Below are 12,424 nucleotides of genomic sequence, written 5' to 3'. Positions count from 1 at the left end.
CCTCCGCTGACGGTTACCGGCGAGCGGCCGGACGGGTCGGGACGGGACGCGGGGCGGGCGCGGTGGCGCGGGAGAAGCGCACCCCCTCGTCGGTGAGCCGGCCGTGCCGCATCAGCAACACGTCGCGGGCGTAGTTCTGGTGCAGCCGCCAGGGTGCGCGCACGCCCTGCCGGGGCAACGCGTCGAGACTGCGCAGCACGTAGGAGGAGCGCAGGTCGATGAGCGGCACGCGCGCGTCGTCGTCGGGTGAAAGCGGGGTGACGACCTGCTGGCCGGTGCGGTCCAGGTGGCGCAGCAACCGGCAGACGTACCCGGCGACCAGGTCGGCCTTGAGCGTCCACGACGCGTTTGTGTAGCCGAGGGTCAGCGCGAAGTTCGGCACCCCGGACACCATCATGCCCTTGTAGGCCACGGTGCTCGCGAGGTCGACCTCGGCGCCGTCCACGCACAGGGTCAGGCCACCGAGGGCGAGCAGGTTGAGCCCGGTCGCGGTGACCACGATGTCGGCGGGCACCTGGGCGCCGGAGGTCAACCGGACACCGTGCGCGGTGAGGGTGTCGATGGTGTCGGTCACCACCGACGCCCTGCCCTCGCGCACGGCGGTGAACAGGTCGCCGTCGGGGGCCACGCAGAGGCGCTGGTCCCACGGGTCGTACCGGGGCGCGAAGTGCCTGTCGACGTCGTACCCCACCGGGAGCCGGCCGGCGGCGGCCCGGCGCAGCAGCCGCTTCACCAGGCCGGGGGCGCGGCGGCTGAGCTGGAAGGTGGCGGTGGACAGCAGCACGTTCTTCCAGCGCGCCACCGGGTACGCGGCGGCCGCCGGCAGCCAGCGCCGCAGCGCGTCGGCCAGCCGGTCGCGCGAGGGCCGCGCCAGGACGTACGTGGGTGAGCGCTGGAGCATCGTCACGTGGGCGGCCCGCTCGGCCAACGCCGGCACCAGGGTGACCGCGGTGGCGCCGCTGCCGATCACCACCACCCGCCGGCCGCTGTGGTCGAGGTCCTCGGGCCAGTGCTGCGGGTGCACCAGCCGCCCACCGTAGGCGTCGACGCCGGGCAGGGCCGGGGTGTATCCCTCGTCGTAGCGGTAGTAGCCGGTGCAGGCGAACAGGAACGAGCAGGTCAGCACCACCGTCTCGGCGGTGTCGGTGCGCTGCGCGTGCACCGTCCAGCGGGCGGTGCCGCTGTCCCAGTCGGCGCGCAGCACCCGGTGCCGGAAGCGGATGTGCCGCTGCACGTCGTACTCCCGGGCGGTCTCCCGCACGTACTCCCGGATGGTGGCGCCGTCGGCGATGGCCTTCGGCGCGGTCCACGGCTTGAACGAGTAGCCGAGGGTGAACATGTCCGAGTCGGACCGGATGCCCGGGTAGCGGAACAGGTCCCAGGTGCCGCCGACGGCGTCGCGCGCCTCCAGCACCGCGTACGTCTTGTCCGGGCAGTCGCGGCGCAGGTGGCAGGCCGCGCCGACGCCGGACAGGCCGGCGCCGACGATGAGCACGTCGACGTGGTCGGAGGCCATCGCGTTCCTCCAGCAGGGGGCGGTGGTCGGACACTAACACCGCCCCCTGATGGCCGGAAACTAGTCGGACACCCGGGTCGAGGTCATGATCCAGTTGGTTTCCCAGGTCTTTTCGCCGTCGACCGAGAACGCCTGCTCCCAGCGGGCGGTGGTCGCGCTGATGTCCGACCAGATGAACCGGCACCGCACCGGTCGACCCTCGTGCTGGTCGTCGGCGTAGAAGCGGCCCACCCCGTCGACGAAGCGGCCCACCATCGGCGGCAGCCCCAGCACGCCGTCGACGCTGCTCATCCAGTAGATCGACCACTCCTCGCTGGCCGGGTCGAAGATCCGGACCGTGGCGCCCGCGGAGCCCTTGGTCGGGAAGGTGATCTCGTCGAAGTTGCCGCCACCACCGAAGAAGCTGTGCGCGACCGACACCCCCGGAAACTCCTCCCACTCGTCGGAGCCCACCAGCCGCTTGCGCAGCCGCCGGTTCACCACGTTCCACGTGCCCACATAGAAGTCGAAGTCGCCCATCAGCGGCCCACCGGCCCTTCCGCTCGCGTGTCGTTGAGATATCCAGTCAGGTCGGGTGCCTCCGGCGCAAGGACGTGCCGAACCCAGGCGGCCCGTTCGTGCTCCAACACCGCCAACTCCCACACGCAGCCGACGGCGGGTCGACCGACCTCCACGAAGTGGGTCGGGTCCTCGTCCGGGCAGTCCAGCGCCGGCTGCCCGGCCGCGGCGACCCGGACCTCCAGCGCGTTGTCCCACACCCAGGTGTACGCCAGCAGGTAGGCGCCGGTGTCCGCGCCCCGGTGCAGCACCACCCAGCCGGCGGCCGGGGTGCCGTCGTCGTCGAGGTCGACGAGCAGCAACGGCAGGTGGTCGTACGCGGCCTTCTCCACCTCCGGCTCGATCGGTTGCTCCGGCTGGTCTATGTGGTAGCGCTTGAGCTGCCGGCCGTCCACAGTAATCGGTCCGGGCGCCCGAAGTTCCTTGTCGCGAAATGCCATGCCGGGACGGTAGGACGGGTCCCCTGACAACTAGTGTCAGTGAAGTGCGGGCTTCTCGACTTCTTTCCCTCCTGCTGCTGCTGCAGCAACACGGCCGGCTGACCGCCACCCAGCTCGCCGAACGGCTGGCCGTCTCCCCCCGCACGATCTACCGGGACGTGGAGTCGCTGCACGCCGCCGGCATCCCGCTGTACGGGGAGGCCGGGCACGCCGGCGGCTACCACCTTGTCGACGGCTGGCGGACCCGGCTGACCGGGCTCACCGCCGACGAGGCCGACCGGCTGTTCCTGGCCGGGTTGCCCGGCCCCGCCGACGAGCTGGGTTACGGCGACGTGGTGGGCGCGCTGCGACTCAAGCTGCACGCCGCGCTCCCCGCTCCCCTGCGCGACCGGGCGACCCAGCTCCAACAACGCTTCCACCTGGACACCCCCGGCTGGTACGCCGACGGCGACGCCTCCCCCGAGCTGTCCCGCACCGCCGAGGCGGTCTGGCGGCAGCACCGGATCGAGGTGCGCTACCGCGGGTGGAACGGCGAGGTGACCCGGGTGCTGGAGCCGTACGGTCTGGTGCTCAAGGGCGGCCGCTGGTATGTGGTGGCCGACCAGCCCGGCCGGGGCGCTCCGGCGACCTACCGGGTCAACCAGATCCTCGCGCTGACCCCGCTGCCGCAGGAGTTCGTCCGACCGGCCGACTTCGACCTGCCGGCCTGGTGGCGGGCACACGTGGTGCAGTTCCGGGCCCGCCTGCACCGCGACGAGGCCACCGTCCGGCTCTCCCCGGCCGGCCGGCAACGGCTGCGCGAGATCGGCAGCGATCCGGTGGTGACCGCGGTGGACGCCAGCGCCCAGCCGCCGGACGCGCGGGGCTGGGTGACCGCGGTGCTGCCGATCGAGTCGCTCACCCACGCCCACGGCGAGTTGCTGCGCCTCGGCGCCGACGTCGAGGTGCTGACCCCTGTCGCGCTGCGCGAACGCCTGGCCGCCACCGCCGCCGCGCTCGCCGCGCTCTACCCGCCCGACCCGACGACGCCGCCGACCGCGTGACATAGGTCGCTCAGGTTGGTCGGTGGGACCGCTCTGGGAGACTCTGTGATCGTGGACGCGCTCTCGGTACGGGGACTTAGCCGCAACTTCGGCGACCTGGTCGTGCTCGACGACGTGAGCTTCACGCTCGCGGCCGGCCGGATCGCGGTGGTGCTGGGGCCCAACGGCAGCGGCAAGACCACCCTGCTGCGCTGCGTGGTCGGCGCCGACCGGCCGGACGCCGGCGAGGTGCTGGTGCAGGGCCGCCGGGCCGACGAGACCGACCCGCAGGTCCGGGCGCTGGTGGCGGCCGCCCTGGACGACATCGACTTCTTCCCGGACCTGTCCGTGGTCGAGCACCTGGAGCTTGTCGCGTACGCCCACGGGGGCAACGCCGAGCCGGTCGAGGAGGTGCTCACCGAGTTGGGTCTGGAGCCGGCCCGCGACCAGCTCCCGGTGACCCTGTCCAGCGGGCAACGCCGCCGATTGGCGCTGGCGTCCTGTTTCGTGAGGCCACGCCGTGTGCTGATCCTGGACGAGCCGGAGCAGCGCCTCGACGTACGCGGGCGACAGTGGCTGGCCGAGCGGCTGGTGCGGGAACGCGAGGCCGGCACCGCCGTGCTGCTGGCCTCGCACGACCCGGAGCTGATCGACGCGGTGGTCGACGAGCGCATCGAGATCGGCAGGTGAGCGCCCCACCGGCCACCATCGCCGCCACGCCGGCCGGGGTGCCCACCGCCCGGCAACTGCGTACCCACCTGCGCCGGGCCCGCAGCCGACACCACGATCACTCCCTCGGTGAGGTGCTGGGCGACGCGTACGTCATCGTCCTGTTCACGGGCATGTACGGCTGGTTCGCGATCAGCGCGAGCCGTGACCTGCTGGATTCGCCCACGGTGGGGCAGGCGGAGCCGGGGGTGCGCTGGTGGCTGGCGCTCGCCGCGCTGCTGGCCGGCGCCGGCCTGGCCTGGCGTGGCCTGCGCGCGCTGGGACCGCTGCTGGTCACCCCGGCCACGCAGAGCTGGGCGACGAGCGCGCCTGTCGACCGGCGGGCGTGGCTGGCGCCACGGTTCGTCCTGCTGCTGGCCGGTGCCGCGGTGGGCACGGCGGTGCTCGGGTTGGCCGTGGCGGCGCTCGGCGGGGCCAGCGATCCGGCGACGCTGGGTTGGGCGGCCGCGGCCGGCGCGGCCTGGGGTGCGGCGGCGCTGGCGCTCAGCGTCGTCGCCCAGAGCAGCCGGGCGGGTCGACGGTGGCCGGCGGTGGCCGGCGCGGCGCCGATGGTGGTGGCCGCCGTCGTCACCGCAGTGGTGGTGCTCCTCGGTCACCTCGGCGACGGGCTGCCCCGGCCGGCGGTGACGCCGACAGTCGCGCTGTTCGCCCTCGCGCTGCCCCTCGCGGGACTGGGCACGATCCGCGCGGTACGCGCGTTGCCGCAGGTCGACCGGGCCACGCTCACCACCGGCGCGCAGTTCGCCAACGCCGCCGCCACGGCCACGATCCTGCTCGATCCGAGCCTGCTCACCGGCCTGGTGGAGAGCCGGCGGTGGCGTCGGATCGGCCGGGTCAGCAGCCGCCGGTTGCTGCCCGGTCCCGCCTGGTGGGCGTTTCTGCAGGCTGACGTACGCCGGTTGCGCCGTCACCCGAGCGCCCTGCTGCTCTGGGTGACGCTGATCGGTGTGCAGTACGCTGCCGCGCTCGCCCTGCCCGGGTTGGCGGGGGCCGCGCAGGTGGTGTTCGCGTACCTCGCCGCCAACCGGTTGACCGGTGGCCTGCGGTCGATCAGCCGGTCACCCGGACTGCGCCGGGCTCTGGGCGGCAGCGACGCGCTGCTGCGCGGGATCCACGTGGTGGTGCCGGCCGTCGGCGCGGGGCTGTGGTGGTTGCTGACCCTGCCGACAGTCGAGCCGGGGCCGTCCTGGCTGGCGCCGACGCTGGCGCTGGGAGTGGTGGCCGCCGCGTTCCGGGCCGGCACCCGTCCGCCGATCAACTACGGTGGCGCGACGGTCAACACGCCGTTCGGCATGATGCCGGTCGATCTGGTGCGCCAGGGCTCGCGCGGGCCGGCGCTGCTCGCCGCGCTGGTGCTGGTGCAGCTGTTCCTGGGCTGAGCCCCCACCCCGCAACCGGGGAGACGCCCGGCGGCACTGGCGGTGCTCAAGACCGGCGGCGGCCGAGCGCGGCGGCGATCTGCGCGACGCCCTCGTCGATCTCGGTCGTCGTACGGGCCGCGTAGCCGAGCACGAGGCCCGGCGGGTAGGGACGCTGGCAGTGCCAGGACAGCGGTTGCACCTTCACCCCACGCGCCAGCGTCGCCGCCGCCAGCTCGGTGTCGACCACGTCGTCGTCCAGCGTGATCATCAGGTGCAGGCCGGCCGCGGCGCCGTGCACCGTCGCCGACGGCAGCGCACGGGCCAGCGCGGCGATCATCGCGTCCCGCCGACGGATGTGTCGACGGCGCAGCAACCGCAGATGCCGCTCGAAGGCGCCGGAGGTCAGCAACTCCGCGAGCACCAGTTGTGGGAGCACGGCATTGCCCAGGTCGGCGTTGCGCTTGGCGGCCACCACCGCCTCGCGCAGTCGCGGTGGCACCAGCAGCCAGCCGACCCGCAGGGCGGGGGCGAGCAGTTTGGAGACGCTGCCGGCGTAGCAGACCTGCTCGGGCAGCAGGCCCCGCAGCGCCGGCACCGGCGCCCTGTCGTAGCGGTGCTCGGCGTCGTAGTCGTCCTCGATGATCAGACCGCCGGCCCGCGCCCAGGCGACGAGGTGGCGGCGGCGGTCACCGTCGAGCACGACGCCGGTCGGAAACTGGTGCGCGGGGGTGAGCATCACCGCCGGTACGCCGCTGGCGGCCAACTCGTCGACCCGCAGCCCGGCGTCGTCGACACTGATCGGCGGGGTGTCCATCCGCCAGTTGTTCAGGTGCTGCCGCACGCCGAGCGAGCCCGGGTCCTCGACCGCGATCCGGTCGACACCGGCGGCGGTGAGTGCCTGGGCGATCAGCCCGAGCGCCTGGGAGACGCCGGCCACGATGATCACCTCGACGGGGTCGACGCTGATCCCGCGGTTGCGGGCCAACCAGGCGGCGACGGCCTGTCGCAGCGCGGGCGCGCCGCGCGGGTCGCCGTAGCCGAGGTCGGCCGCGGCGAGGCGGCGCAGCACGATTCGCTCGGCGCGCAGCCAGTCCGCACGGGGAAAGGCGGTCAGGTCGGGTACGCCGGGCGTCAGGTCGATTGTCGCGTGCGCCGCGCGTACCGCGTCGAAGATGTCGGTGCCCGGTGCCGGCGGGAAGGTCGCGAGCGGTGCCGGCGCGGCGGCCGGGGCGGAGGTGGACGCGGCCGGCGCGCCGACGACCACCGTTCCGGCCCGGCCCCGACCGGACACGTGCCCCTCCTCGGCCAGGCGCTGGTACGCCTCGGTGACCACGCCCCGGGAGACACCGAGGTCGGCGGCGAGCACCCGGGTGGGGGGCAACCGTTCGCCGACGGGCACCCGTCCCTCGGCGATGGCCTGCCGCAGCCGGTCGGTCAGCCAGTCGGTCCGTCCGCCCGGCTCCGCGTCGGCGAGGCTCAGGTGCAGGAAGTCCGACCCGGCCGTTATGGACCCCTCGGACATGGTCGCTTTGGCTCTGCCCATCGGGCCATTGTGGCAGCAGAGTGAACAGGAGCCCGACCTGCCAACCCCGCCGGAGGACGACCGTGACCATCCCGTTCCTGATCACCACGCTGATCGTGGTGGTCACCCCCGGCACCGGGGTGCTCTTCACCCTCTCCGCCGGCCTGTCCCGGGGCGCCCGTGCCGGGGTGCTGGCCGCGTTCGCCTGCACGCTGGGGACGTTGCCGCACCTGCTGGCGGCGATGACCGGGCTGGCCGCGCTGATGCAGACCAGCGCCGTGGCGTTCGAGACCGTCCGCTACCTCGGCGTCGGCTACCTGCTCTACCTGGCCTGGTCCATGATTCGGGACCGCGACGCCTTCGCGGTGACGACCGACGCCCCACCCCGCTCGGCGCTCCGGGTGATCGTCTCCGGGGTGCTTGTCAACCTGCTCAACCCGAAGCCGACGATGTTCTTCGTCGCGTTCCTGCCGCAGTTCGTGGACACCACGGCACCGGGCTCGACCCGGATGATGCTCGGCTGCGGCGCGGTGTTCATGCTGCTCACCTTCGTGGTGTTCAGCGGCTACGGCATCTTCGCGGCCCGGGTACGCGACCGGGTGCTGACCCGCCCCCGCGTCACCGACTGGCTGCGCCGATCCGCCGCCGGCACGTTCGTCGCGCTCGGCGTGACCCTCGCCCTCACCGAACGATAGGACCACCGTGCAGTTCGAACATTCTCCGCAGCTTCGCGACGCGTACCCCGATCTGGTCGCCGGTGTGGTGCAGGCCGCCGGTATCACCGCCACCGCCGACGTGGCGGCACGCACGGCAGTTCATCTCGCCGAGGCGCGGCGGCGGTTGGCCGGTGGAGCCGAGAGCGGGTTCCCGGAGATCCAGGCGTGGCGGCGGGCGTACGCGGCGATGGGGCTGCGCCCCACCAAGTACCGCTGCGCCGCCGAGGCGCTGCTGCGTCGGCTGCGCCTCGACGGCGAGCTGCCCCGGGTGCACCCGCTCGTCGACCTCTGCAACGCCATCTCGGCCGCGTACGCCATCCCGGTCGCGGCGCTGGACCTGGACCGGGTCGACGGCGACCTGGTGGTCCGGCCGGCACACGGCGACGAGGCGTACCTGAGTTTCGCGGGCGACACCGAGCATCCCGAGCCGGGCGAGGTGACATTCGTCGACTCCGCCGGGCGGGCACACGCCCGACGGTGGACGAACCGGCAGAGCGGCTGGTCGGCCGTGCGGGCGGGCACCTCGTCGGTGCTGATCGTCGCCGAGGCGCTGCACCCGGGAGGCGGGCCGGCCGTGAGCCGCCTGGTCGCCGACCTCGTGACGGAACTGACCATCCGGTGGTCCGCCCCGACGGCCGCCGCGGTGCTCACCGCCGCCGCGCCCCGGTTCCGCACCCCGGCGGGCGACGACCGGGGTCAGGCGGTGTCGCCGGGCAGCAGGTGACGGTAGCCGGGGATCGTCTCGCCGAACCAGCCGGCGACGCTGGCCAGCCCTCGCTCGTTGAGCTGCGCGTCGTGGATCGGGTACGCCGTGGCGGCACCCACGGCGGCGGCGAACCGGATCGCCTCGTCGAGGCGCAGCCAGGACCCCTGGGCCGGGACGAGCAGGGTCCGCACCGGCTCGTCCGGCACGTGCAGGGCGTCGCCCGGGTGGTAGAGCCCGTCGCCGATCAGGTAGCCGAGGTTGGGGCAGTCGGGCTGCCCCTCGTGGATCGCGGCGTGTCGGCCACCGTGGGCGGTGACCTCGATGCCGGCCGCCGTGAAGCGTTGCCCGGCGCGGACCCGGGTCACCGGCAGCGGCACGAGATCCGGCAGTCGGGCGCCCTCCGGGGCGTACACGGGGACGCCCAGGCCGGCCAGGCGCAGCACGTCCACGTGGTCGGTGTGTTCGTGGGTGACCAGGACGGCGTCCGCGCCGACGAGGGCGCGCGGCTCGCTCCACGTCCCCGGGTCGACGACAAGCACCCCGCCGTCGTGCTCGATCCGGACGCAGGCGTGCGTGAATCGGGTGATCCGCATCCGGCGACGGTACGCGGTCGACAGATCGGCTGATGGGTCCCCAGGCCGCGGCGTCGACGAACGACGACTGGCGATCGGTCTGACCGGCACGGGCGGGCGACGTCAACGCATCGGCGCGGCCGACGCCCGGGCGATGTACGCGAACTGCGCCGCGAACGCCACCACCGCGACCAGCACCCCGACGGCGACCGTCACCACGCTCCCGGCCCCGACGGTCGCGGCCACCAGAGCGACGCCGAGCCCGGTCAGCACCGCGTTGACCGCGCCCACGAGTGCGGCGGTGGTCAGCAGGAACTCCCACCGCCCCGGTCGCGTGCCGACCAGGTTCCAGGCGGTGCTCATGGCGTCGTCGGCCACCACCGCGTCGGCGAAGAAGTCGTGCTCGCCCGCGAGATGATGCTGGTAGTAGGCCCGAATGCGCTGGATCCGCCGCAGGTCCAACGAGTTCTCCACGGTGGTCTCCACCAGCCGCAGAAACGTCAGCACCCCGAGGATGACAAGCGTCGGCAGCACCGCGGCCAGGTACGGCCGGACCAGCTTGTCGTTGCTGGCGACGAAGCCGAGGCCGATCAGCGCCGCCGACAGGACCGACAGGAAGATGGTGGCGCGGCCGGTGGCCTCGGCGATGGTTCCGGCGCGGGACGTCTGCAACGCGTAGTGCTCGGTGGTCAGGACGGAGAGAAGCGCCTGCTCGCGTTCGCCCTCGTCCACCCCGCCACCCTCCGTGGTCGCACGACTCCGTTACCGTCACCCTATGAGCGGCGGAGCTTCTCCGAGCGGTGAACCGGCCGCTCGGAGAAGGGGACAGCGCCCAGCAAAGCGGGCACGTATCCTCCGAATTCCGGTGATCAGCAAACGGCGGTGGGCCGACCGACAGCGGAAGGGGACCGGATGCCCGGGTGGGCTGGTCGAGGCGGGCGGCAACGACGCGCCTTCGTCGTCGGTGGGGCCCTGCTCGGGGTCGCCGTCGTCATGCTCGTGGGCGCCTGGCGCAGCACCGGCTTCCTGAGCGACCTGCTGCTCAACCTCGGTGCCAGCGTGGTGCTGGCGGCCATCTCGTACGTCATCTTCGACCCGCTGTTCGAGGAGGCCCGCAAGGCACGGGTGCAGGAGCACCTGAGCTTCGACCAGCAGGCGTTCGTGACCCGGTTGCACCGCTCCGGCCGCCGGGTGCGCATCCTCGACACCTGGACGATCCTGTTGGAGCAGCGGCACCGCGAGGAGACGCTGAGCGCGATCCGGACGGCGCTCGCCAACGGCGCGCAGGTGCAGCTTCTCCTGCTCGATCCGGACTGCACCGCCGCGCAGCAACGCTCCGAGGAGTTGGAACGGCAGCGGGTCGACGTGCCCCGGCAGATCCGCACCAACCTGCGCCACCTGGTCGCCTTCACCGACGCCCTCGACGCCCGGTTGCGGCAACGCCTGCAGATCCGGCTCTACGACGCGTCCCCGTCGATCCAGCTCTACCAGTGGGACGGGCGGGCGTTGATCTCGTTCTTCCCGATCGGGAAGCTGTCGTTCAACGTCCCCCAGCTCGAGGTCGACATGGACAGCCCGTGGGGCGGGTTCGTGCACGCCCGGTTCGAGGAGTTGTGGGAGCACGAACAGGCCACCCTCGACCTGGAGCGCTACTGGTCGGTCATGGTCACCCTCCTGCACGACGACTCGGACGTGGCCGAGGTACGCGTGCCGTACGTGACGGTGGACGGGCAGCACTACGTCGACTGCCGTGGGTTCCGGGTGACCGGGCAACTGACCGCGCGCGCCATGCTGCCGCCCCGCGCGCCCGGGGCGTCCCCCGCGATGTTCGCGCTGGCGGAGCCCGCCGACGGGGACCACACGCCGGCCGACACCGTGAAACGACACTTCGACCAGAAGTACGGGCACGCCGACGGGGAGCGGGCGATCTACCGGTTGGTGCCGCCACCGGGCAGCTCCCGTCCGCCGGCGCCCCGCTCGGCGGCGGCCGACGACACGCACGGACGGTGACCCCCACCCGACCGGTCGGCTCGGGGCGCGAGACAATTGTGGCCTCGCCCCGAACGCCAGGAGGACCCGCCACGTGTCGCCCAGCACCGCACCGCCGCCCGGGTCGGCGCAGCTCCGCGCCGACTGCGGACGCTGTTTCGGCCTGTGCTGCGTGGTGCCCGCGTTCGCCCGCTCGGCGGACTTCGCCATCGACAAGCCGGCCGGGCGGGCCTGCCCCAACCTCGGTCCGGACCACCGCTGCGGCATCCACACCGAGCTGCGCCAACGGGGGTTTCCCGGCTGCACCGTGTTCGACTGCTTCGGGGCCGGGCAGCAGGTCGCCCAGGTGACCTTCGGCGGGCGGGACTGGCGGGACGCGCCGGAGACGCTGCCGGCCATGGCGGAGGCGTTCGCCGTGCTGCGCCCCCTGCACGAACTGCTCTGGTACGTCACCGAGGCGCTGGCGCTGCATCCGCCGGCCGACCTGCGCGACGAGTTGGTCCGCGCCCGCGCCGAGACGGCGGCACTGACCGAGGGTGACCCGGCGCGCCTGCGCACGGTGGACGTCGCCGCGCACCGGGACCGGGTCAACCCGCTGCTGTCCCGGGCCAGCGACGCGGCCCGCGCACCCGGTGGCGCCGACCACCGGGGCGCGCACCTGCCCGGCGTCGACCTGCGCCGGGCCAACCTGCGCCGGGCCAACCTGCGCGGGGCGTTGCTGATCGGCGCCGACCTGCGCGGCGTCGACCTGAGCCGGGCCGACGTCACGGGCGCGGACCTGCGCGGGGCCGACCTGCGCGGGGCCGATCTGCGGAGCACGCTCTTCCTGCACCAGTCCCAGCTGGACGCCGCTCGGGGCGACGCACGCACCGTCCTGCCGGCGACCCACACCCGGCCGCCGCACTGGACGGCGCTGCCGCTCACCCCGGTCCGCCAGCCCTCCCGGGCAACCGCCTCCACCGGCCGCCGCCGACGGCGCTGAGCGCGAGGTTTCGGCCGGTACGACGCCGGGTAGCCAGCGCCGACGCGGACCGGCATCGACGGGGGGCACGGCGTGGGCTACCGAAAGCGCGACGGTGAGTTGCCGGGCGACCCGCAGCACAGCGAGGACGAGGCCGGCCAGGTGCCGCTGGTGCAGGTCGAGGCGGACACCGAGGTGCCCGCGCCGGCGGACACCGACGTCCGGCCGGACATCGTGACCGAGCCCGACAACTCGGGTGTCGCCGGTGGTTCGTCCGGCAGCAGCGGCGGCGGGTCGAGCATGCCGGGGCACCCCGACGCGACCCGCTGACC

14 protein-coding genes are annotated in these 12,424 nt (G+C 73.6%); 8 read left to right on the top strand and 6 right to left on the bottom strand.

Features of this window, described 5'->3' with window-relative positions:
- Nucleotides 1-13 precede the first annotated feature (13 nt).
- Genes ACPXBU_RS02955 through ACPXBU_RS02945 form a run of 3 tightly spaced genes read right to left on the bottom strand, consistent with a single transcriptional unit; the run spans nt 14 to nt 2,514 of the window.
- Nucleotides 14-1,516 carry a flavin-containing monooxygenase gene (locus tag ACPXBU_RS02955; RefSeq protein ID WP_425756185.1) on the bottom strand — a complete coding sequence of 501 codons (1,503 nt, stop codon included), beginning with the start codon at nt 1,514-1,516 and terminating at the stop codon, nt 14-16.
- Nucleotides 1,517-1,576: 60 nt separating this feature from the next.
- Nucleotides 1,577-2,035, bottom strand: coding sequence for a hypothetical protein (locus ACPXBU_RS02950; RefSeq protein WP_393369039.1), 459 nt, complete (start codon nt 2,033-2,035; stop codon nt 1,577-1,579).
- The gene (locus ACPXBU_RS02945) at nt 2,035-2,514 is read right to left on the bottom strand and encodes a hypothetical protein (RefSeq protein ID WP_425756183.1); all 480 of its coding nucleotides are present in this window, start codon (nt 2,512-2,514) and stop codon (nt 2,035-2,037) included. The genes ACPXBU_RS02950 and ACPXBU_RS02945 overlap by 1 nt, the downstream gene beginning before the upstream one ends.
- Before the next feature lie 44 nt (nt 2,515-2,558).
- Between ACPXBU_RS02945 and ACPXBU_RS02940 the strand changes: the two genes are divergently transcribed.
- The 3 genes from ACPXBU_RS02940 to ACPXBU_RS02930 are packed head-to-tail and all read left to right on the top strand — an operon-like array spanning nt 2,559 to nt 5,644.
- Nucleotides 2,559-3,557: a helix-turn-helix transcriptional regulator gene (locus tag ACPXBU_RS02940; RefSeq protein WP_425756181.1), complete on the top strand. Its 999-nt coding sequence runs from the start codon at nt 2,559-2,561 to the stop codon at nt 3,555-3,557.
- Between the two features lie 45 nt (nt 3,558-3,602).
- A complete protein-coding gene (locus tag ACPXBU_RS02935; RefSeq protein WP_393369031.1) occupies nt 3,603-4,226 on the top strand; it encodes an ABC transporter ATP-binding protein in 624 nt (207 codons plus the stop codon).
- Complete coding sequence (locus ACPXBU_RS02930) at nt 4,223-5,644, top strand: DUF6297 family protein (protein ID WP_425756178.1); 1,422 nt, start codon at nt 4,223-4,225, stop codon at nt 5,642-5,644. The genes ACPXBU_RS02935 and ACPXBU_RS02930 overlap by 4 nt, the downstream gene beginning before the upstream one ends.
- A gap of 46 nt (nt 5,645-5,690) precedes the next feature.
- Here ACPXBU_RS02930 and ACPXBU_RS02925 read toward each other — a convergent pair whose 3' ends face one another.
- Entirely contained in the window at nt 5,691-7,169 is a 1,479-nt protein-coding gene (locus ACPXBU_RS02925; RefSeq protein ID WP_425756176.1) for a PLP-dependent aminotransferase family protein, read from the bottom strand.
- Between the two features lie 62 nt (nt 7,170-7,231).
- On the opposite strand from ACPXBU_RS02925, the gene ACPXBU_RS02920 reads away from it, so the two are divergent.
- A complete protein-coding gene (locus ACPXBU_RS02920) occupies nt 7,232-7,843 on the top strand; it encodes a LysE family translocator (RefSeq protein ID WP_425756174.1) in 612 nt (203 codons plus the stop codon).
- A 7-nt stretch (nt 7,844-7,850) separates the two neighbouring features.
- The gene (locus ACPXBU_RS02915) at nt 7,851-8,588 is read left to right on the top strand and encodes a B3/B4 domain-containing protein (RefSeq protein WP_393369022.1); all 738 of its coding nucleotides are present in this window, start codon (nt 7,851-7,853) and stop codon (nt 8,586-8,588) included.
- Here ACPXBU_RS02915 and ACPXBU_RS02910 read toward each other — a convergent pair.
- Together ACPXBU_RS02910 and ACPXBU_RS02905 are read right to left on the bottom strand one after the other, a co-directional pair.
- The gene (locus tag ACPXBU_RS02910; RefSeq protein WP_425756171.1) at nt 8,561-9,163 is read right to left on the bottom strand and encodes an MBL fold metallo-hydrolase; all 603 of its coding nucleotides are present in this window, start codon (nt 9,161-9,163) and stop codon (nt 8,561-8,563) included. The genes ACPXBU_RS02915 and ACPXBU_RS02910 overlap by 28 nt on opposite strands.
- A gap of 102 nt (nt 9,164-9,265) precedes the next feature.
- Nucleotides 9,266-9,874 carry a hypothetical protein gene (locus ACPXBU_RS02905; RefSeq protein ID WP_425756169.1) on the bottom strand — a complete coding sequence of 203 codons (609 nt, stop codon included), beginning with the start codon at nt 9,872-9,874 and terminating at the stop codon, nt 9,266-9,268.
- A 180-nt stretch (nt 9,875-10,054) separates the two neighbouring features.
- Between ACPXBU_RS02905 and ACPXBU_RS02900 the strand changes: the two genes are divergently transcribed.
- The 3 genes from ACPXBU_RS02900 (at nt 10,055) to ACPXBU_RS02890 (ending at nt 12,422) form a co-directional block, all read left to right on the top strand.
- Entirely contained in the window at nt 10,055-11,152 is a 1,098-nt protein-coding gene (locus tag ACPXBU_RS02900; protein WP_425756167.1) for a DUF5919 domain-containing protein, read from the top strand.
- A 73-nt stretch (nt 11,153-11,225) separates the two neighbouring features.
- Complete coding sequence (locus ACPXBU_RS02895; RefSeq protein ID WP_425756165.1) at nt 11,226-12,113, top strand: pentapeptide repeat-containing protein; 888 nt, start codon at nt 11,226-11,228, stop codon at nt 12,111-12,113.
- A 72-nt stretch (nt 12,114-12,185) separates the two neighbouring features.
- Nucleotides 12,186-12,422: a preprotein translocase YidC gene (locus ACPXBU_RS02890; protein ID WP_238648548.1), complete on the top strand. Its 237-nt coding sequence runs from the start codon at nt 12,186-12,188 to the stop codon at nt 12,420-12,422.
- The last annotated feature ends 2 nt before the right edge of the window (nt 12,423-12,424 follow it).

The organism is Micromonospora sp. DT231 (assembly GCF_049847025.1).
Taxonomy (GTDB): Bacteria; Actinomycetota; Actinomycetes; order Mycobacteriales; family Micromonosporaceae; genus Micromonospora.
Note: the sequence above shows the minus strand (reverse complement) of the source record. Positions and strands in the feature narration are given on the sequence as shown.

Excerpts from the sequence above, each read along its gene's own strand:
- ACPXBU_RS02955 (WP_425756185.1), bottom strand. The coding sequence starts at position 1,516 with ATGGCCTCCGACCACGTCGACGTGCTCATCGTCGGCGCCGGCCTGTCC.
- ACPXBU_RS02950 (WP_393369039.1), bottom strand. The coding sequence starts at position 2,035 with ATGGGCGACTTCGACTTCTATGTGGGCACGTGGAACGTGGTGAACCGG.
- ACPXBU_RS02945 (WP_425756183.1), bottom strand. The coding sequence starts at position 2,514 with ATGGCATTTCGCGACAAGGAACTTCGGGCGCCCGGACCGATTACTGTG.
- ACPXBU_RS02925 (WP_425756176.1), bottom strand. The coding sequence starts at position 7,169 with ATGGGCAGAGCCAAAGCGACCATGTCCGAGGGGTCCATAACGGCCGGG.
- ACPXBU_RS02910 (WP_425756171.1), bottom strand. The coding sequence starts at position 9,163 with ATGCGGATCACCCGATTCACGCACGCCTGCGTCCGGATCGAGCACGAC.
- ACPXBU_RS02900 (WP_425756167.1), top strand. The coding sequence starts at position 10,055 with ATGCCCGGGTGGGCTGGTCGAGGCGGGCGGCAACGACGCGCCTTCGTC.